This window comes from Methylotuvimicrobium buryatense (assembly GCF_005931095.1).
In the GTDB taxonomy this organism is placed as follows: domain Bacteria; phylum Pseudomonadota; class Gammaproteobacteria; order Methylococcales; family Methylomonadaceae; genus Methylotuvimicrobium; species Methylotuvimicrobium buryatense.
In genome coordinates, this window is the sequence record NZ_CP035467.1 from 1,285,234 (window position 1) to 1,304,140 (window position 18,907).

Sequence of the window (18,907 nt, forward strand, 5' to 3'; positions counted from 1 at the left end):
AATCATTAAAATACAAACTGGAGACACATCAATGTCGATTCAAGTACAACAAGGAAAAAGAGGTCTGACCGATCCGGATATGGTCAAGGAAATATTGGCCGCAATTCCCGACCAGCCGCTCGATACCCAACGTAAAATGAACTATTTCGTTAAACCACGCGGTCGCCGGTTGTCCGAATATGAAATTTTAACCTGTTACTCGCAACCAACGCCGGACTGGATTCCCGGCGGTTTGGATTGGGGCGATTGGACGCAAAAATTTCATGGCGGACGGCCTTCATGGGGTAATGAAACAACCGAACTGCAAAGCACCGATTGGCATAAGCACAGGGATCCGGCGAAACGTTGGCATGCGCCGTATGTAAAAGATAAAGCGGAGGAATGGCGTTACACGTCGCGCTTCCTGGAGGCTTATTCTGCTGAAGGACAAGGTCGCTCGATCGATCCGGTATGGCGCGATGAAGTTCTTAACGATTACTTGGGTGCTTATTGCTTTAACGAATACGGATTGTTCAATGCGCACTCGTCGGCCTCGAGAGATTGTCTGGGCGATACCTTGAGAATGAGTATCGCTTTTATCGGCTTAGATAAAGTCGACAACGCGCAAATGATTCAATTGGAAAGGACGTTCCTTGCCAAAGTATTCCCGGGTTTTCCGGAATCGACCGAAATACCGAAACGGGAATGGACCGAAGGAAAAATTTATAAAGGCGCACGCGAGGCCGTTCAAGACATTTGGCAGGCAACTTACGATTGGAACGAGATCTTGTGGTCCTGCCACATGGTATACGATCCATTGTTCGGTCAGTTCGTTAGGCGCGAATTTTTCCAACGCTTATCATCTTATTACGGCGATACCTTAACGCCGTTTTTCATCAACCAAATGCAGCTTTACTATCATCAAGCCAAAGATATTACCTCGGACATGTTCTTTTACTGTCTGGGCGACGACCCGGAATTTGGCGATTACAACCGCAGAATGCTGCGTGCCTGGACTGATAAATGGCTGCCGAGGACAGTTCAAGCGTTGCATGATTTCATGGGTATTTTTGAAAATATTCCTGAAATCGCCGGCGTGACCAGCAAAGATGCCGTCGAGGCGGCGCTTGCGCGGGTTCTGGACGATTGGCAAACGGATTACGCCGACAAGATCAGCTATAAGTTCAACAAAGCTGAAATCATCAAAAACATCATGAAAGGCTATAAATAAGGAGAACAGCATGTCATTAAGTTCAAACGCCTATGGCGCAGGTATCATGGCGAAAAGCGGCAAAGAATTTGCCGATGAATATTTCGCCGAGGAAAACCAAGTTGTCCATGAGAGCAACGAGGTGGTACTGGTGCTAAAAAAATCCGATGAAATCAATATTGTTGTCGATGAAATTCTGTTAGGTGAGCGAAAGGATGAAAACCCTACTTTGGTCGTGGAGGACAGAGCCGGATATTGGTGGCTGAAGGCCACCGGCAAAATCGAAGTGGATTGCGAAGAAGTATCTGAGCTTCTAGGACGGACTTTCAGTGTGTACGACTTTCTGGTCGATGTTTCGTCCACGATAGGAAGAGCTTATACGCTCGGTGAAAAATTTACGATAACTTCGGAATTGATGGGTCTTGATCGTGACCTCGAAGATTTGAAAGCAGCATAGGAGAACACCATGGCGAATTACAAAATACACGACAACCCGGTTCGAGACGAATGGGTGAAAAAAATCGGCGCTTTGAGTAGCTTGGCTAAAGGCGTTCAATTTTTAAAAGATTTTCGCGAACAATACACTACGCCGCTACGTAAAAGCTTCGACTTGGAACTCGATTGGGGTTGGATCGAATTGAAAATCGAACAAAAACTGGCTTTGTTGAAGCATAAGGAAATGAACGATGCGCAAATCCTCAATAAAAATGCGGATGGCACCGATGCCCAGCAGGTTGCTAATCAAGTGCTCGCCAGCATGGATAGGTGCAACGACAAATGGGAAGCGGAAAAAATTCATATTCAATTCCGCCAACAATGGAAACCGCCGTTGATGCCGGTAAATGTCTTTCAAGATACCGACCGCTTGCTCGGAAATAAATTGATGGAACTGCGCAATGCCAATTACTACGACATGCCGCTTGAAGAATTGCGTAAGGCACGCGGAGTCAATGTAGTAACGCTCCAGTAATGATAATGCGATAGGAAGTTTGCCGGCTGAGGTTTTTTAAGCCATGCGCGTTCTGTTATCCGGTCTGCTTAAGAGTTGAGGGCTATGGCACTAATAACAGGACAATAATAGTGGTAAAAAATCGCAGTCGGCAAACCACTCATAGCCATCTTATTTTCGGATTTATTCTTACCGGCCTTCAGTATCATTGGGAACGAACGAGTTTAACAAATACCGGAAAGAAGATTAGCGGAGTGAATTTATTAAGAAGGCTAAATAATCAAAAATGTAAATATTATAGACAGGTTTTAGTAATGAAAGCAGAGCTTTTCGAGCAAAAGTCGGCAATGCCCAAAGATACCTACGATGCCAATGACGAGCGGATTTTACTCTTGCAAGATGGAAATTACAGCGCCTATGCTCAGGATGTTGAATGCATGTGGCGATGGACGATCTACCGCAATAAAGAATTGGTACAGGAAGGTTGTTCTCTATCGCTGCGATCCGCTAAGGAAGCTGTAGATCATGTGATGTCTTTCTATGCCATAGCCAAAAAAAATTAAAATACTATTGGAGAACTTGATAAATGACTAGTGCGCATCAAGTCAGAATAATTACCCAGGATGAACAAGATGTCTTTCTCGAATGCAAGAACGATGAAGATGTGATAAGTGCGGCCTTACGGCAAGATATTTATCTAATGGCTTCTTGCCGGGAAGGCGGTTGCGCTACGTGCAAAGGTTTTTGTAGCGAGGGCGATTATAAAATGGGAAAAGTCAGTGTACAGGCTCTGCCGCCGGATGAAGAGGAAGAGGGAATGGTTTTGCTCTGCCGATGCTATCCGGAAACCGATATCGAGGTTGAAGTTCCCTATACTTACGACCGTATCTCGTTTTCGCCTGAAGATCTTTGTTTCGAGACTGAAATCACCGAAGTCAGTCAGATATCCAGTAACGTCTATCGATTGTGTCTAAAACGGCTCGGCACGAATCAACAGATTAAACTGGCGGCCGGTCAGTATTACGAGTTGCAAATACCGGGAACGGAAACCTGGCGCTCTTATTCCCCGGCCAATACGGAAAATAACGAGGGTCTAATGGAATTTCTGATCCGTGTTCTTCCTGACGGTAAGTTTTCCAAATTTTTAATGCACGACGCTCAAATTGGTCAAACCGTCCATGTGAAAGGGCCCTCGGGTGTATTCGGTTTGAAAGAAAACGGCTTTACACCGCGTTACTTTGTCGCCGGCGGTACCGGCTTGGCGCCTATATTATCGATGGTTAGGCATATGAAAGCCTGGGAGGAACCTCAGCAAAGCGTCATTTATTTCGGCGTCAATACCGAGGATGAAATATTTTATGTCGACGAATTGAATCGTTTGGCCGATGAAATGCCGAATTTGACCGTTAGGAGTTGCGTATGGAAAGCCACCGATACCTGGAATGGTGAAAAAGGCAGCGTGGTCGATATTCTTCGAAGGGATTTAGTGGAAACAGGCGCGAAGCCGGATCTTTATTTATGCGGACCGCCGGGTATGGTCGATGCGACTTATGCAGTTTGTACCGAAGTAGGTATTCCGAAGGAGCATGTCTATCTGGAAAAATTCTTGCCTAGCATTTCTTGAAAAACACAAGAATTATCGAGCAATTGCTCACCTGATTACTAACAAGCTTCAGCTGAAATCGGAACGTAACAGATCCCATGAATGCTGTTAATCGTCACCCAGGCAGGGATTGCCGGGGGGCAGATTGCATGGATGCGACTAGGCAAAGTTTAAAGGCACATGAGTACGTTCCCTGTACACTGGTTACCGGCAATCCCTGCCGGTATGACGGGTCTTTTGGCCTTTGTCGATTTGGCTGAATGTTCTACGTAATCAGGATCGCTTATGGTCGATACAGTTGGGCCCAATTGAGCTGGAATTGGGAGTTTAAGCTCGCTATAACCGGTGCGTGATGGTCGGAAAATCGAGATATACGGGAAAGTTGACTATATAACCTTGTTCTATGTTCGAATCAATGTAGGGCGCAAAACGGTCTTTAGGGACGATTTTTTTAATTGAATGCAAAGATACTGCAAACTTCATAAAGGAGAAGATCAATGTCGCTTATTTGCTTAGTTTACGTTAGTTTGGCTAATCAAAGTATGTCTGATGAACACCTTAAAGATATGCTGAAAAAAGCAAGAGCCAATAATGAAAAGCATGATATCACCGGGATGTTGTTATTTAGAGATGGCTTCTTCATGCAAGCATTGGAGGGCAAAGAAGACCTGGTTGTGACTCTTTTTAACAAAATCGCTCAGGATTCGCGTCATCGGGATGTCATGCTGGTTTACAAAAAACCGATTAAAGAACGCAGTTTTAGCCAATGGACAATGGGTTTTAATAAAATCGACAATGAAACATTGGATTGTATGGACGGCTTTTGCGACTTTATGCAAAAACCAACGCCCGAGTTCTTCATGGAGCGCGCCAGTGAGGCGGAAGCCTTATTGAATGAATTCAAACACCAAATCTTTTTCTGAACCGATAGTACTGTTACCTGAGTTTGTTTTGTTATTGGAATCGAAGGGGGCGGTTAGAGATTGCTCCTGTAAATTTTGTTTTCACTCATTGAGCGTAAGCAGTCCTTAACATGGTTAGTACACCAAAACACTACTTCTTCGCGAGGGAATCTCTATGAAAGAAAGCGATTTCGAATTCATTGACGAGATGGTCTCCCAACTCGAAGGGACGATTGAAAATTTGGTTCAGGAAGAGCGGCGCCTTGCGGATAAAATCGGTCATGCACGAGTCGAGGAGTTGAAATGTTATTGGCACGGAGAGCTCGAACCCGATGAGATCGAGGAGTTCAAAGGCGGTTTGGATTACTGGGATAAACTGATCATTTTTACATGGTCTCGATTGAATCGAGTCCATGAAACCAGAGCAATGGCCGGTAGAGCCATCATGAAAAATAATCAATTAAAAGGTAAGTAAGTTTGTGTGGATCGACCGATTCTTTGCTTACGATGCTTACTTGATTGAAACAGGAAGTATTCGACTTGTTTATGACTCTCGCTGATTAACGATCGTCTTTATGCCCACTTTACTTTAGACAGTAAGAGAATTTAGAAAGTAAGAGCGGCTTAAGGGGTGAGTTAACAATGAGCGAGCACTATAACTATTATCATCAACTGGGACGACATGACTATCGACGTAATTTTTAATCCGGAAGCATCCGAACGTGTTCTATCGGGTATTCGCACTGTCGCTAGGGCGGCTTCGGTGACTTTCGGTAGTTCCGGGCCGTCCGTCGTGATTCAACACCGAACCGACGGTATCCCCCCGATTATTACCCGGGACGGCGTGACTGTTGCCAACTCGATTCAATTCGAAGATAGGGTAGCCGATTTAGGCGCGCGTATGTTGCGCGACGTGGCGGGATCGGTTTCGCGTGAAGTCGGCGACGGGACGACGACCGCAATCGTACTTGCTCAAACGCTAGCCATAGAATCGATCAAGTCGGTTGCCGCCGGCTTCCATCCTTTGCAGATCAAGCAAGGTCTTGAAGGCGCCTTGGCAATCGTTGAGGCGCAATTGCAAAGCATGGCAATCATTCATTCCGGCCTCGATTGGCTGGAGAGTTTGGCGATGGTTGCAACCAAACAGGAGCAGGCAGCGTCCCGATTGCTTGCCAAGGCTCATCAAGAACTGGACGGAAAAGGCGAGCTCAGTTTCGAGCTAGGCAATTCGAGGGAAGACGAACTGGAGATTGTCGACGGGTTGCGATACGAACAGGGTTATTTGTCTCCCTATTTCGTTACCGACAAGGATCGCGCCGAGGCGGTTTTGGACAATCCGTATATTTTGTTGTACGACAGGGAAATCGGCGACTTGATGGATTTGATACCGATACTCGAGCAAGTCCGCGAACAAGAACGCTCCTTGCTGATCATAGCGGAAAATGTGATCGATAAAGCACTGACCGGTTTGTTACTCAATCATGTACGCGGCGTATTTCGCGCCGTTGCCGTTAAACCGCCCGGCTTCGGAGATAGGCGCCGAGACCGGCTCAACGATTTGGCGGTATTGACCGGCGGACAGGCAATACTTGAAGATGGTTTACTGACGCTCGATACGATCGATTTATCGCATTTGGGGCAAGCACGCCGCGTCATCATTAATGAATTAACAACCACCATTATCGGTGCGACCGGTGATCCGGAGCAAATTGAACCATTGATTGCAAGACTCACCCGAGAGGCCGATCTTGTTAGGGCGCGAAGACCCGGTGAGGGTTCGCCAACCGGCAATCTGCATGAGCTCGAGGAACTCGAGGAGCGTATCAATGCCTTATCCGGTAAAAACGGCATATTTAAAGTCGGCGGAAGCACCGATTTCGAAATCAAGGAACGGATGGTGCGGATTGAAAATGCTTATAAATCGATACAAGCGGCTATGGCCGAAGGTGTGATTCCCGGTTGCGGTATCGGGCTCTATCGTTGTATTGAAGCCTTGCGAGAACCTGTTGCGAATGATGCGCGGCAACATGCCGTCAGGATCATGCAGGAAGCGCTTCGTGCGCCGACCAGACAATTGCTGATTAATTCAGGCATCAACCCTGAGACGGTTTTTGCCGTTATCGATAGCGATCGTGACTTGGACATCGCATTCGATACGATACAAAACCGGTTCGGCAATTGTCTCGATATCGGTGTGGTCGATTCCGTGAAGGTTGTTCGCCTGGCTCTCCGTAATGCGGTCAGCGTGATAACCACGCTTATTACTGCGGAGACCGTTTTAATGCACGTTCCCGATTTGTCGATCATGGCCGGTTATTCGCCGGAATGGGCCGCCGCCACGCGGGAGGATCCCAGAGAATAGTCAATCAGTTTGTCTTGCCATCTCCTCTAGGAACACCACCATAGAGCTGTTCGTTATCCTTCCAAGGACTCGGCAATGCGGCATAGGTCAATGCGACACTATGTCTCATTGCCTTTTTTTTTGATTCTGTTAATGTGGGTCATCTTTGAATTGGTCCATATCTCGCTGTTTTATAAAGAAAAAATGGTTTCGGGTCGATATGGTTGTCAATAATCCGTTTTAAATCAACGAATGAACATGGATATTCTATTACCCCGCGATTTAACAATGGCGCGAGAGGCGCTCTCGAATCGACATCGTTTAAACAACGATCTTTATCGTCCTAGTCAAGCTTGGCAATGGATGAATCAAACTAGGACGCTACCCGAGCAACAAGATTGGGTGAGGTCTGAAGTTCAACAAGCTTGGCGGCGTTGTCGGGAAGAGTATCAATTGCCTCTGGGCCACTTTTCCGAATGGCAGTATTGCGGCATGAAGCCGCCGACCGTTTCCCAAAGCAACGAATCGAATGAAATCCTGAAAATTATTCAACAGATTGAAGAGAACTTTTTGCCTTTCATGGTTGAATCCGGTTTGATGATGGTCATAACTTCCGATTCCGGCGATTTGTTGCATCTGTTGGGTGACCTTGAATCTTATGCCTATTTTCTTAAACGCATGAACGACCATCATATCAATTGGCATGAGGCGGCAATCGGTAATAATGGTCCGGGAAGTGCGGTCGTATTAAGAAAACCCATCGCCTTTCAGGGGATGGAGCACTATTTGAGCTTGCTGCACCCCTATACGACCGTGGGTTATCCGATAATTGAAGATAACGGCAAGTTGCTTGCCGTTATCGGTCTAATCGGTGATTGCCGGCAAAACATGAATGCGTTGTTCGCTTTTTTGCATTTGATTTGTGTATTGATCAACGGAAATTTTCCGATAGCCGCAGATCCAGATGCGCAACAGCGTATCTTGCAACAAATCGGCTTGTATCGAACTAAAAGAAGAGAATCGAATATCGATTTTAACCATGAAGCCGATACGCTAAAGCCCATGATTAAAAAAGCGGTCAAATTGCAGCGCTACCACATACCGATTCTGGTTACAGGGGAATCGGGCGTCGGCAAGGATTATTTTGTTAATCTGATCAAACAAGCCGGTCCGCGCAAAAATGGGCCATTGATTGCGATCAATTGTGCATCGATACCTCATGAACTGATCGAGAGCGAATTATTCGGTTACGAGGCAGGTAGTTTCACAGGAGCGCGTAACTCCGGCAAGCCGGGGAAATTCAGACTCGCTGACCGGGGAACTCTATTTCTGGATGAAATAGGCGATATGAGCTTCGAGCTGCAATCAACATTGCTTAGGGTGCTCGAAACCTCCGAATTCACTCCGGTAGGGGGAACGCGGTCGGTTCGGGTCGATGTTCAGGTGGTTGCCGCGACTAATGTCAATTTGCTCGAAGCAGTCGAAGCCGGTCGGTTTAGACGCGATTTATATTATCGTCTCAACGGTGCGCAGATCCATTTGCCGCCGCTCCGCGAACGATCCGATAAAGTGCCTCTGATCCATCGCGTGATGAAACAGGAACTGGATAAGTTACCCGTTGAGGAACGCGTCGAGTTTTCTTCCGATGTCATCGCTCTGTTTGAACAGCATTCATGGCCCGGAAATGTGCGGCAATTGTTGAATGTATTGCGCTCAACCCTATATACCGCGCAAAGTTCGTTGATTACCCAGGACGATTTGCCTGACGACTTTAAAGCCGAATTAAATAACAAGGATAACAGTGCAGTTGGTACGAGGATAAACAATCGTCAGTTCATACCTAGCCAATCCATGAGTCTTGCTGATTGGGAAGCCTACGGTATCAAAACGGCATTACTTGAATGCGAGGGTAATATATCGCTAGCGGCCAAAAAGCTCGGTATTACCCGTTCCACGCTATACAAAAAAATAGAGCGCTTCGGCTTGGACAGATCGGGCGCACAACCATCGTTTCATTTTCAATGAATATTACTGCGACAAGCTGTCGCGCGTCAATTCGTCACATTTTCAAGGGTTTTTGCGCTCGGTATAATGCGTTCAACTCTTGATTAATTGCGTTATGCAGCTTACCTCCTAAAGGGTTTTAAGAGTTTCTCAAGCGGACAGTTTCTGTCCGCTTTTTTTTGCCCGTCATACTGCGATGTTGGCTGAAAATGCGTTATTCGGTCAGTGGCTTCAAGTCATCCGACATTGCCAAGGCTAGCGGTTTTTCTGTCGATCCTTACGGATCGCCTGCAAAATATCCAGTCCTTTTTTGCGTTGAATCCGGATGATTTCCAATTCGGTTTGATACAATTTCGCCAATTCCTGATCGGCGGTTTGTTCGAGCGCATCGGTCAATTCGCGTTCCTTCTTTTTCAGTTTGCGGAGAACGGTTTTTAGTTCCTTAGCGTAGTGTTTGGTTTTTTTGTGCTCTGGATCGAAGAAATGTTCCAATTGGGTCAAAAATTTTGCTTTCATGATCCGATACCTTTTACTTATGAATTGACTGTTTCCACGACCGTTTTGATTTCCGTTTCATTCAATGCCAGGTTCTGCTCAGGCTCAAGGTGATGCGTATTATGCAAAAATAAAGTTTCCGCGGCTTTGACCAGATTGGTTTTGATACTGAACATGTAAGCGCTGTCATTAATCAACGATGAGCCGGTTTCGGCGGTGATTTTATTTTCGCGAATCAATGTCTCGATGCTGCGTGTGATCTGCTGGTCGTCTTCCTCAATTTTAGCCTTGAGAGCATCGAGCGAAACAAAAGGGAGTTCATCGGCCTCGATGTTTTTCATGAATGCATCGATTTGCTTGATCAATATTGCGATTTGATAAGCAATCTTTTGATACTCATCGCGGGCGTAGCGGTAACGCGAAGTGGCAAAATGCAGCCAGTTGTTTTGTAGATGCTTGGTATCTTTGATCGCCTCGACGATATGACGATTCGCATCGCGTAGCCAATAAAGTTTTGCCGAGGGTTTGTTTTCCGGAGAAAAAGAAGCGCGACTGATGAAGGCGATAATGGCACTGTAAATACCTTTAATGCGTTTTTCGTAAGCATTTTCGATATCGTATTCGGCCGGATTTTCTTGTTGCTTCAAAGTTTGAAGTAACTGCTCATTGTCCTGAAGATCCCGGCGACTCAATCCGAAAGTTCTTAAAATCACATAAACGGCATTATCGTATAGATGCAGCGTCTCCAGTCGTATCGATTCGTTCATTGTTTCAGGAAATTCGACTGCCGAGCTATTTAAATATTTCGGCATGAAAATGCTGATTTTTCTTTCCTTAATGAAGCGTTGTAAAAACACGACCATGTACCCGATAAAAGGGAATAATAGAGCGATTCCCGCAAAATTGAATAAGGTGTGAAAGACGGCGAGTTTTAAGGTGTAGTCGCTGGGGTTTATTCCGATCTTATCGCTTAGCCAATCTACAGACACGACAAAATAAGGAATAAATATGAGTGTGACGAAGCCGGTCAAAAAATTAAAAATTAAATGCGCCCAGGCTAAACGTTTGCCGTCGATATTGGCGCCGAGTGCGCCGATAATAGCCGTGATCGTCGTGCCGATGTTAGAGCCGACCGCCAAGGCCAGGGCATTCTCGTAAGTGATTTGTTGTGCTGCTAGCGCGGTGATGATCAAGACCATTGTGGCATGGCTCGATTGCATGACGACCGTGGCGGCAACGCCGACCGCGGTGTAAACCAACAAGCCCTTGATGCCCGGCATGGCGAATTCGACTAGGTCGATGGTTTCCTTGATGCGCTCGAAATTATCTTTCATATAGTCGATGCCCAAAAACAGAAAGCCGAGTCCGGTCAGAATGAAACCTACGCCTTTTACTTTTTTCTGGGCTTGAAAAATAAATAATATACCGAAAACCAGCATAGGCAGCGCGTATGCGGCGATATCGACTTTAAGTCCGAAGCCGGCGATTAGCCAGGCGCCGGTCGAGGTGCCGAGGTTAGCTCCGAAGATAATCCCGATGCCTGAGGCTAAATCGAGCAAACCCGCGCTGAGAAACGATATCGTGATGATCGATACCAATGAGCTCGATTGCATCAGCGTTGTCGCGACGATGCCAAAGCCCAGACTTTTGAGTCGCGTATCAGTGGTTTTTTGCAGAATACGTTCCAGTGTGCCGCCGGTAAAGGCCTTGAAGCCTTGTTCGAGCGACAACATACCGAACAAAAAAATAGCAACGCCGGCTGCGATGCCTTTAAATTCTTCGCTAAGCCAAAAGCCGATACTTAATAAGGGAATACCCAGGATGAGGAAAATTTTTTGCATCGCGCTCTATTTAAGATAAAAAACTAAAAAATTTACAATGACTTTCTAAGTATAACCATCGTAGATCAAAATTCGGCACCGGGGTGTCCGTCAAAGGACGCCGTGAATACGTCCATGTTGGCTCTATGCCAGCTCCGTGCCCGCAATGCCTTTGTCGGACACTCCGGTGCTTCCTCGGGTACTGCCGAAATTTGAAGTGTGAAAGAAAGGTATAGGCTTAGGAAATTTCAGTGAATCGCGACGTCTTAATCTTAATGGTTTTGCCATTCTAATGAGCGTGATCATGGCAACATCAATATTTCGTTTTAGACTATCGGGGGTTGTTTGGGTCCGGTTTTATGGATGCTAACCTGATCGCCGATGTGTAATACTCCGGTATTGTCATGCAAGGCATTTTGTCCGAAATAAACTTTTTGGTTCCATTTGCGAATTCTACTTAATGTGAGCAGCGGCTCTTGTCCGGATTCTGCCGTTTCCGGATCGATAGTCGGTACCGAGCAGCGCGCACAGGGTTTAGGTAATCTGAAGTTGATTTCGCCGATGCTTATCGTTCGCCAACTGTCTTCGGCGTAGCTATCGCAACCTGAAATGACCAAATTAGGCCTAAAACGGGGCATTGGATAATTCAGATTCATGGCGCGGTTGAGTGAGGCCAGAGAGTTTTCCGAAAGTATCAAGAACGGAAAGCCGTCCGAAAAATAAACTTTGTCTTCGGGCCGGGCGTAATTCGGATCGACCGGGCGAATCGTTTCTTCCGCTTGGTAGACCAATTTACAGTCGATGTGTAAAAAATCACTGAGCCATCGGTTTGCTTGTGTTGAAACCTCGTGTGCCAGGCAGCGGTCATGCCAGATTTCGCATTCGAGCGTTTCACCGCTTGATGCCTCCAGGGGGAGTACCAAATCGTCCAAACCCGGCGCCGATAGAGTCAGACAACTTTCGGTCAATGCGGTGCGAATCAATGCCATCTTAGGCAGGCGCCGCTGGGATAAAAATTTTCTGTTTTTATCAACCAACATCCATTGCCTATCATGGCGCAGGCCTTTTTCGGTCACCGGCCAGCGGTCGACTGCAATACCCGCCAACGATTTAACCGGATAAATATAAATTTCGCTTAAAAAAGGCGAAGGCATCATTTAACCGAGCAGTCCTTTCACGACGCTAGATGTCAGGTTGCTCTGAGCGGCTAGACCGTTCGACGGAAATTGTTTAATCAAGTCGGCGGTTTGCCTGACAATCTCGTTGGCCTGTTCCGGTTCGGTGACCGGTGGGGCTGTATTGATATTTTGCACTTCACGGTTACGAAACGATTCGGAAAGTTGCAGTGCGTTATCCGATAATTCGAGATTTTGTTCATCGTTAACGATAGGCGCTCTTGGTGTGGCAGTCCTTTGATTTAGCTCTTCGGTAAGTCCGCGATTTTGCTCCGGCTGAGCGGGAACATTCGGTACGGTATTGTCGATGCGTGGTGTTATGGCTTGGATTTCCATTTTGGATTCCTCATTCGAAAAGATTCCTGACTATACCCTTTGCTAGTCAAATTTCGGCGTCGCGGGGTGCCCGTCAAAGGACGCCGTGAATAGGTCCATGTGGGCTTTATGACAGCATCCATGCTGCCAAAGCCTTTGCCGAACGCCCCGACGCCTCCATACGCTAATGCCGAAATTTGAAGTGCGATAGGTATAACAAAGTGTTCATTGGTATCGATATGGCATTTTATACCCATCGTAAATGAAAATTCGGCCCCGGGGTCTCTTCCGCTGCACTGCCGAAATTTGAAGTGCGAAAGGTATAATTTGCCGATATCCGGTTTCATGGTGGTAATGCCTGTCTTTTAATTGGGCAATAATTTTCTTGGATCGTTCATTTAAACAGTAAATCCGTCTGAGTTTCAAGTAAATGATCGCCAAGACCGTTTTGTCTTTCTTCGAACTTGATACCGTAGTCAAACTTATTGCTGCTGGATTGGCGGACGACTTTGGCTTTGATATTAAATCGTCTGCCGTCCGTGAATTTAAGTACTACAGTAATTTTTTTATTGATGCTCAGTTTTTCTTCGGCGCTTACGCGTAAGCCTTTACTGCTGATGTCTTGAAGTTGGGCTTGTGTCTTTTTATCTATCCCTAGCAGGTTTTTTGCAATCAACGCGACTTGAATATCGTTTCTGACATAGCGAACCGATCTTCGGCCATTATCTTGAATCGTATCATCGGTATCTAAATCGAAAATATCACGATGATCTTCTGAAGGAGGATTGATGTCGGCCATGGGGATTACGAAATCATGAGTAATGTTGGGTTATCGAATAATGTGGCGCTTTTTTAAATTATAGTGTGTTTTCGCTTGTATTAGGGGGCAGTTTATTATTGGCGGTGTCGATGCATAAGGAAACCCTGCTCAGTTATGTTTATAATGCTCGATTGAGCAATACCTTAAGCGTCAGGAATTTGTTAAGTTATATCTTTCGCACTTCAAATTTCGGCAGTGCCTAAGGAGGCGCCGAGGTGTCCGACAAGGCTTTGCCAGCATGGAGCTTTCTCGAGCCTAGATGGACGTATTCACGGCGTCCTTTGGCGGACCCCCGGCGCCGAATTTTTATCTCAGCCACAGCAATTGAATGGAGTAGGAAAATGATCGTCCGATCTTTATTGTTAGGTATTAGTATGCTGTCGTTGACTGTCTTTGTTGCACAAGCGGAACAAAAACAGGAAATCGAAATTGTTTACTTTACCCAAGAAAAAACGGCTCCGCCGGCCTTGTCGAATCTTGATCCGTTTATTCAAGACAAAGGGGAACTTGGCGCCGAACTGGCGATCGACGATAACAACACTACCGGACAGTTTACCGGTCAATTGTATAAACTGAACAAGGTTATCGTGCCGATCGACGGCGATGTCGCCCAGGAATTTAACGACAAGATAGCCGGGAAATTTTCCTTTGTTGTCGCTAATTTGCCAGCCGATGATTTACTGAAAATCATCGATGCGAATAAGCCGGAGCACACCTTGATTTTCGATGCGGGGACGACGGACGACAGTCTGCGGCAGCGTTGCGGTAGCGATGTGCTGCATATCTTACCAAGCCGCGCAATGCGTGCCGATGCCTTAGCTCAATATATGTTGAAAAAGCGCTGGGCCAAGTGGTTTTTGGTGATCGGTGCGAGCGATGAAGATAAATTATTCGCCGCTGCGATCAAGCGATCCGCGAAGCGTTTCGGCATGAAAATCGTCGCGGAGAAAGCCTGGGATCATACCTATGACGCTCGGCGTACCGCTCAATCCGATGTACCGGTGTTCACGCAGGGCGTCGACTACGATATATTGGTGGTTGCCGACGAACAAGGCTTGTTCGGCGAATATCTCGATTATCGGACTTGGATTCCAAGGCCGGTTATCGGCACGCAAGGCTTGATCGCGACGTCCTGGCATCGTGCGCATGAACAATGGGGCGCGGTGCAAATTCAAAATCGTTTCAAAGAGCAAAAGGGCCGTTGGATGGAAGAGGCGGATTACGGCGCTTATCTAGCGATTCGTGCCGTCGGCGAGGCCGCGACCCGGACCCAATCGAGCCAACTCAACGATATCAAGCCTTATTTGTTGAGCGACAAATTCGCGTTGCAAGGTTATAAAGGCAGGCCATTGTCGTTCCGGACTTGGAACGGTCAGTTGAGACAACCGCTGTTACTCGCGGCGCCACGTTCTTTGGTTGCGGTCGCCCCGATCGAAGGTTTTTTACATCCGAAAACCGAATTGGATACGCTGGGTTTTGATCAACCTGAAACCAAATTTAAGTAAAAGGTAGAGACTATGAAAAATATATTATGGACTGTCGCGCTATGCGCTGCCGTTACGGCCCACGCCGAAACGGTTTACGTCACACTGGAAAAAGACAATGCCTTGGCCGTCGTCGATCCGATTGCCGGAACATTAACCAAAACGGTACCGGTCGGGCAAAGACCTCGCGGTATTGCAATCAGCCCCGATAATAAGTTCCTTTACATAGCGACCAGCGACGACGATACGATTAAAATCATCGATGCCGAAACGCTTGAGGAAGTTGGACGATTGCCGTCCGGCGAGGATCCCGAGACCTTTGCGGTCAGTCCCGACGGCAGACGTATGTATGTATCGAATGAGGACGACAGTCAGGTCACCGTGATCGATGTGCAAGAACGCAAAGCGATCAAGGAAATCAAGGTCGGCGTCGAGCCGGAAGGCATTGCCGCGAGTCCCGACGGGCGTTGGGTTATCAGCGCCTCGGAAACGACCAATATGCTGCACTGGATCGATACCGAGAGTCTCTCGATCGTCGATAACACGCTAGTCGACCCGCGTCCACGGGCGTTGAGTTTTACCGCCGACAGTAAATTCGTTTGGGCGACGTCGGAAATGGCCGGGACCTTGACGATACTCGATGCAGAGACTCGGCAAATCGTCAAGAATATTAAACTGGAAGTTCCGGGCGTGACTTTCGATAAGATTCAGCCGGTCGGCGTCGCGATCGATAAGGACAATCGCTGGGGCTATGTCGCAATGGGGCCTGCGAACCGGGTTGCGGTAATTAATGCCAAAACTTACGAGATCGAAAAATTTCTGTTGGTTGGCGAAAGAGTCTGGAATTTGGCGTTCTCTCCCGATCAAAAGCGGCTTTATACAACCAACGGCGTCAGCAACGATATTTCGATCATCGACTTGGCTAGTCATAAAGTCACCAAATCGGTCGGGGTAGGGCGCTATCCCTGGGGAGTGGTTGCTAAACCATGAATTCGATCGCGTTGTCCGTCGAGGATTTAAGTTTTTCCTACAGCGGCAAGAAAGCTCTGGATAAGGTCGGCTTTTCGATAAATCCCGGTGAATGTACGATTCTGCTCGGACCGAACGGCGCCGGAAAAAGTACCTTGTTTGCGTTAATTACGAGGCTTTACGATACGCGTTCCGGACGTATCGAACTGTCCGGCTTCGATATCAAGAAACAAACGCGCAAGGCATTGGCAATGTTGGGCGTGGTTTTTCAGCAAACCACGCTCGATATGGACCTGACGGTGATGCAGAATTTGCGTTACCACACGGCTCTGCACGGCATGAGGCGTAAAGTGGCGAAACAGCGTATACAGGAAGAATTGGAGCGATTCGATATGTATGAGCGCCGTTTCGAAAAAATACGGCAACTCAACGGCGGGCACCGGCGGCGTGTCGAAATTGCCCGTGCCTTGTTGCATAAGCCATCGCTGCTGCTGCTCGACGAACCGACGGTCGGACTCGATGTGCCGAGCCGCAAGGCGATCGTCGAACACGTTCATCAATTGGTCAAGGACGGGCAATTATCGGTGCTGTGGGCGACGCATCTCATCGACGAAATTTATCCGGACGATCATTTGGTCGTGTTGCATCAAGGCCAAGTCAAGGCGAACGGCGCGATTCCTAAGGTTTTGCAACAGACCGGCAAAGAGTCGATCGACGAGGCGTTTTTTGCACTGACTCAAGGAGCGCGGGTATGAGAATATTGCATTACTGGCGCGCGATGTGGGGCATTATCGGCCGCGAATTGTTGCGCTTCGTTAAGCAGCGCGAACGTTTTATTTCCGCCTTGGTTCGGCCCTTGCTCTGGTTGTTCGTGTTCGCGGCGGGGTTTCGCGCCGCGCTCGGTATCGCGATTGCGCCGCCTTACGAAACCTATATTCTGTACGAGGTGTATATCACGCCCGGTCTGATCGGCATGATTCAATTATTCAACGGCATGCAAAGTTCGTTGTCGATGGTTTACGACCGCGAAATGGGCAGTATGCGGATTCTGATGGTCGCGCCGCTGCCGCGCTGGTTTCTGCTGTTTTGTAAGCTGATCGCCGGAACCGCTGTCTCGGTCTTGCAAGTCTATGTCTTTCTCGGCGTTGCCTGGCTGTATGAGATCGAGGCGCCGCTTGAAGGCTATCTGTGGGTATTGCCGGCCTTGTTGTTGTCCGGAATGATGCTTGGCGCATTGGGCTTATTGCTGTCGTCGTTCATCAAACAATTGGAAAACTTTGCCGGCGTGATGAATTTCGTCATTTTTCCGATGTTTTTCATGTCGACTGCGTTGTATCCGCTTTGGAAAATCAAGGAGTCCAGCGAATTGCTGCATGAAATCGCTCGGTACAATCCGTTTTCGCAAGCGGTGGAATTGATTCGTTTTGCGTTGTATAACCAATTCAATCAAGAGGCTTTTATCTACACACTATCGGCCTTTGTCATTTTCATGACAGCGGCCATACTCGGTTATAACCCATCGAAAGGCATGATGACTCGAAAAGGAGGAGGCGCCTAATGCAACACAAAACGATTTTGGTAACCGGCGGCGCCGGTTTCATCGGCGGCAATTTCGTCCGTCGCTTAGTGGAAAAAGGCAGTGTCAAAGTCATCAATCTGGATGCCTTGACCTACGCCGGTAATCTGGAAACTCTGGCGGATTTGGACGGTAACGACAATCACCGTTTCGTGCTTGGGTCGATCGGCGATAAAAGCCTGGTCGATTATTTGTTGGCGCGTTATCAACCCGATGCCATCGTCAATTTCGCGGCCGAAAGCCATGTCGACCGCTCGATCGACAATCCCGGTGCGTTTATTCAGACCAATGTGGTCGGCACATACGGATTGCTCGATTCAGCGAAGGCTTATTGGCGGCAACTCGATAGCGAAGATCGGCAGAATTTTCGGTTTCTTCATGTCTCGACCGATGAAGTCTACGGGTCGCTGGGCGCGGAAGGCAAATTCACCGAGCAAACGCCTTATCAACCGAATTCGCCGTATTCGGCGTCGAAGGCCGCCTCCGATCATTTGGTCAGAGCCTATCATCACACATACGATTTTCCGGTATTGACGACCAATTGCTCGAATAATTACGGGCCTTATCAATTCCCGGAAAAACTCATTCCGTTGATGATCTTGAACGCGCTTAGCGGAAAGTCCTTGCCGATTTACGGGGCCGGAATGAATGTGCGCGATTGGCTGTATGTCGAAGACCATTGCCGCGCGATCGAGACCGTGCTCGAAAATGGCCGTATCGGCGAGGTTTACAATATCGGCGGCAACAATGAAAAAACCAACCTGGAAGTCGTCGAAACGATTTGCGCCGTGCTCGACGAATTAATGCCGGATTCGAATTTCAGGCCGCATCGAAATTTGATGCAATTCGTGCAAGACCGTCCCGGTCATGATCTGCGTTATGCGATCGATGCCGGTAAAATCAAACGTGAATTGGGTTGGGAGCCGCAAGAAACCTTCGAAACCGGTCTGCGAAAAACCGTGCAATGGTATCTCGATAATAAAGCCTGGTGGGCCAATGTCTTGGACGGCAGTTACCGGGGCGAGAGACTGGGGTTGCAGAATCTTTGAAATTGCTGAGGGTTAATTGCAGCAATTCCCAATTTGGAGATCGAAAAGGGTGTGGGGTATGCTTGGCGAGGATGTCGGCGGCAGGGCAGATTTTTGCTCCTCGGCAATTGCTCCTGCATTACCCTACTACCGCCATCCTTGGCGCTCGAGCTGCCGCCAAGCCCCCATACCTTCATAAAGCTAACCATTCTTTGAATATAAAGGGAGTAGCCTAGA

Annotated in this window: 19 protein-coding genes; 14 read left to right on the forward strand and 5 right to left on the reverse strand. The window is 47.6% G+C overall.

The annotated features are described in order from the left end of the window. Positions 1 to 31 precede the first annotated feature (31 nt). The 9 genes from mmoY to EQU24_RS05930 all read left to right on the forward strand — a co-directional run bounded on the left by mmoY (position 32) and on the right by EQU24_RS05930 (position 9,009). On the forward strand, positions 32 to 1,210 hold the full coding sequence (mmoY, locus tag EQU24_RS05890) for an aromatic/alkene monooxygenase hydroxylase subunit beta (RefSeq protein ID WP_017840378.1): 1,179 nt from the start codon (positions 32 to 34) through the stop codon (positions 1,208 to 1,210). A 10-nt stretch (positions 1,211 to 1,220) separates the two neighbouring features. Further along, positions 1,221 to 1,646, forward strand: coding sequence for a methane monooxygenase regulator MmoB (mmoB, locus tag EQU24_RS05895; protein WP_017840377.1), 426 nt, complete (start codon positions 1,221 to 1,223; stop codon positions 1,644 to 1,646). Between the two features lie 9 nt (positions 1,647 to 1,655). After that, on the forward strand, positions 1,656 to 2,159 hold the full coding sequence (gene mmoZ / locus EQU24_RS05900) for an aromatic/alkene monooxygenase hydroxylase subunit gamma (RefSeq protein WP_017840376.1): 504 nt from the start codon (positions 1,656 to 1,658) through the stop codon (positions 2,157 to 2,159). Between the two features lie 293 nt (positions 2,160 to 2,452). Next, the gene (gene mmoD / locus EQU24_RS05905; RefSeq protein ID WP_201764852.1) at positions 2,453 to 2,701 is read left to right on the forward strand and encodes a soluble methane monooxygenase-binding protein MmoD; all 249 of its coding nucleotides are present in this window, start codon (positions 2,453 to 2,455) and stop codon (positions 2,699 to 2,701) included. 23 nt (positions 2,702 to 2,724) lie between these two features. After that, positions 2,725 to 3,762, forward strand: a complete 1,038-nt coding sequence (mmoC, locus tag EQU24_RS05910) for an aromatic/alkene monooxygenase hydroxylase FAD-binding subunit MmoC (RefSeq protein ID WP_017840374.1) — start codon at positions 2,725 to 2,727, stop codon at positions 3,760 to 3,762. A gap of 476 nt (positions 3,763 to 4,238) precedes the next feature. Then, positions 4,239 to 4,664 (forward strand): BLUF domain-containing protein, encoded by a 426-nt coding sequence (locus EQU24_RS05915; protein WP_017840373.1) that lies wholly within the window; start codon positions 4,239 to 4,241, stop codon positions 4,662 to 4,664. Positions 4,665 to 4,818: 154 nt separating this feature from the next. After that, positions 4,819 to 5,118 (forward strand): hypothetical protein, encoded by a 300-nt coding sequence (locus EQU24_RS05920; protein WP_017840372.1) that lies wholly within the window; start codon positions 4,819 to 4,821, stop codon positions 5,116 to 5,118. Between the two features lie 207 nt (positions 5,119 to 5,325). Then, positions 5,326 to 7,005, forward strand: coding sequence for a chaperonin GroEL (gene groEL, locus EQU24_RS05925; protein WP_017840371.1), 1,680 nt, complete (start codon positions 5,326 to 5,328; stop codon positions 7,003 to 7,005). Positions 7,006 to 7,242: 237 nt separating this feature from the next. Continuing rightward, positions 7,243 to 9,009 carry a sigma-54-dependent Fis family transcriptional regulator gene (locus tag EQU24_RS05930; RefSeq protein ID WP_017840369.1) on the forward strand — a complete coding sequence of 589 codons (1,767 nt, stop codon included), beginning with the start codon at positions 7,243 to 7,245 and terminating at the stop codon, positions 9,007 to 9,009. Positions 9,010 to 9,243: 234 nt separating this feature from the next. On the opposite strand, the gene EQU24_RS05935 is transcribed toward EQU24_RS05930, so the two are convergent. From EQU24_RS05935 to EQU24_RS05960, 5 genes are all read right to left on the reverse strand, one after another. Next, complete coding sequence (locus tag EQU24_RS05935; protein WP_017840368.1) at positions 9,244 to 9,504, reverse strand: hypothetical protein; 261 nt, start codon at positions 9,502 to 9,504, stop codon at positions 9,244 to 9,246. A gap of 17 nt (positions 9,505 to 9,521) precedes the next feature. Then, entirely contained in the window at positions 9,522 to 11,324 is a 1,803-nt protein-coding gene (locus tag EQU24_RS05940; protein ID WP_017840367.1) for a Na/Pi cotransporter family protein, read from the reverse strand. Positions 11,325 to 11,629: 305 nt separating this feature from the next. Next, on the reverse strand, positions 11,630 to 12,460 hold the full coding sequence (locus EQU24_RS05945) for an MOSC domain-containing protein (RefSeq protein WP_017840366.1): 831 nt from the start codon (positions 12,458 to 12,460) through the stop codon (positions 11,630 to 11,632). Next, positions 12,461 to 12,814: a hypothetical protein gene (locus EQU24_RS05950; protein ID WP_017840365.1), complete on the reverse strand. Its 354-nt coding sequence runs from the start codon at positions 12,812 to 12,814 to the stop codon at positions 12,461 to 12,463. Positions 12,815 to 13,187: 373 nt separating this feature from the next. Continuing rightward, the gene (locus EQU24_RS05960) at positions 13,188 to 13,592 is read right to left on the reverse strand and encodes a PilZ domain-containing protein (RefSeq protein WP_014148794.1); all 405 of its coding nucleotides are present in this window, start codon (positions 13,590 to 13,592) and stop codon (positions 13,188 to 13,190) included. A gap of 362 nt (positions 13,593 to 13,954) precedes the next feature. Between EQU24_RS05960 and EQU24_RS05965 the strand changes: the two genes are divergently transcribed. From EQU24_RS05965 to rfbB, 5 genes are read left to right on the forward strand one after another with little or no spacing between them, the layout of a single operon-like run. Continuing rightward, positions 13,955 to 15,118, forward strand: coding sequence for an ABC transporter substrate-binding protein (locus EQU24_RS05965; RefSeq protein ID WP_017840363.1), 1,164 nt, complete (start codon positions 13,955 to 13,957; stop codon positions 15,116 to 15,118). A 12-nt stretch (positions 15,119 to 15,130) separates the two neighbouring features. Beyond that, complete coding sequence (locus EQU24_RS05970; protein WP_017840362.1) at positions 15,131 to 16,087, forward strand: PQQ-dependent catabolism-associated beta-propeller protein; 957 nt, start codon at positions 15,131 to 15,133, stop codon at positions 16,085 to 16,087. Continuing rightward, the gene (locus EQU24_RS05975; RefSeq protein ID WP_017840361.1) at positions 16,084 to 16,821 is read left to right on the forward strand and encodes an ABC transporter ATP-binding protein; all 738 of its coding nucleotides are present in this window, start codon (positions 16,084 to 16,086) and stop codon (positions 16,819 to 16,821) included. The genes EQU24_RS05970 and EQU24_RS05975 overlap by 4 nt, the downstream gene beginning before the upstream one ends. Beyond that, positions 16,818 to 17,624: an ABC transporter permease gene (locus EQU24_RS05980; RefSeq protein WP_017840360.1), complete on the forward strand. Its 807-nt coding sequence runs from the start codon at positions 16,818 to 16,820 to the stop codon at positions 17,622 to 17,624. The genes EQU24_RS05975 and EQU24_RS05980 overlap by 4 nt, the downstream gene beginning before the upstream one ends. Further along, a complete protein-coding gene (gene rfbB, locus EQU24_RS05985) occupies positions 17,624 to 18,691 on the forward strand; it encodes a dTDP-glucose 4,6-dehydratase (RefSeq protein WP_017840359.1) in 1,068 nt (355 codons plus the stop codon). The genes EQU24_RS05980 and rfbB overlap by 1 nt, the downstream gene beginning before the upstream one ends. Positions 18,692 to 18,907 lie beyond the last annotated feature (216 nt).